Below are 1,247 nucleotides of genomic sequence, written 5' to 3'. Positions count from 1 at the left end.
TGATCCTACCCGCGAATAGTGGACACGCGACTAAGTGAGTAAACTCTCAAGTAAGAGGTAGCTCACATGATAAAACCAGCATCAACCAGCAAAAAGCCCCGTAAGCAACACACACCTGAATTCCGTCAGGAAGCCCTTAAACTGGCAGAGCGTATTGGTGTTGCCGCAGCAGCCCGCGAGCTCAGCCTGTATGAATCCCAGCTCTATAACTGGCGAAGTAAACAGCAGCAACAACTCTCATCTTCTGACCGTGAAAATGAACTCGCTGCTGAAAATGCCCGCCTTAAGCGACAACTGGCGGAGCAGGCAGAGGAGCTGGCCATCCTCCAAAAGGCCGCGACATACTTCGCGAAGCGCCTGAAATGAAGTATGTCTTCATCGAAAAACATCGGGCTGAGTTCAGCATCAAAGCCATGTGTCGTGTGCTTCGGGTTGCCCGCAGCGGCTGGTATGTCTGGTGCCAGCGTCGCCATCAGCCCGGTCCACGCCAGCAGTTCCGTCTCATCTGCGATGAGGCTGTCCGTAAGGCATTCACTGAGGCAAAACAGCGTTATGGTGCGCCCCGTCTTGCTGATGAACTGCCGGAATACAACATCAAAACCATTGCTGCCAGCCTGCGCCGTCAGGGTCTGCGGGCGAAAGCCACCCGTAAGTTCAGTCCGGTCAGCTACCGTGAGCACGGTTTGCCTGCGTCAGATAACCTGCTGAAACAGGATTTTTACGCCAGTGGCCCGAACCAGAAGTGGGCGGGTGACATCACGTATCTGCGCACGGATGAAGGCTGGCTGTATCTGGCGGTGGTGATTGACCTGTGGTCGCGGGCCGTCATTGGCTGGTCGATGTCATCGCGCATGACAGGACAACTGGCCTGCGATGCACTGCAGATGGCACTCTGGCGGCGTAAACGTCCGGAAAATGTCATTGTTCACACCGACCGTGGTGGTCAGTACTGCTCAGCGGATTATCAGACCTTGCTGAAACGTCATAATCTGCGTGGCAGCATGAGTGCAAAAGGCTGCTGCTATGACAATGCCTGCGTGGAAAGCTTCTTTCACTCGTTGAAAGTGGAGTGTATTCACGGAGAACGCTTTGCCAGCCGGGAAATAATGCGGACGACGGTGTTTAATTATATTGAGTGTGATTACAATCGCTGGCGTCGGCACAGTGCGTGCGGCGGTCTCAGCCCGGAACAGTTTGAAAACCAGAATCTCGCTTAGGGTTGTGTCCACATTACGTGGGTAGGATCA

The 1,247-nt window shown here is 54.1% G+C and carries 1 protein-coding gene; it reads left to right on the top strand.

Annotated elements, in window-relative coordinates; all coding sequences use genetic code 11:
• Window positions 1-66 precede the first annotated feature (66 nt).
• Window positions 67-1,217, top strand: a protein-coding gene (locus IAE30_RS29825; protein WP_200681632.1) for an IS3 family transposase whose coding sequence is annotated in 2 segments (ribosomal slippage) — window positions 67-325 and window positions 325-1,217 — 1,152 coding nt in all. Because the reading frame shifts where the segments join, the coding sequence is not laid out codon by codon here.
• The last annotated feature ends 30 nt before the right edge of the window (window positions 1,218-1,247 follow it).

It is taken from the genome of Pantoea sp. S61 (genome assembly GCF_016625145.1).
GTDB classification, from domain to species: domain Bacteria; phylum Pseudomonadota; class Gammaproteobacteria; order Enterobacterales; family Enterobacteriaceae; genus Pantoea; species Pantoea rwandensis_B.
This window is presented reverse-complemented; position numbering and strand designations above follow the sequence as displayed.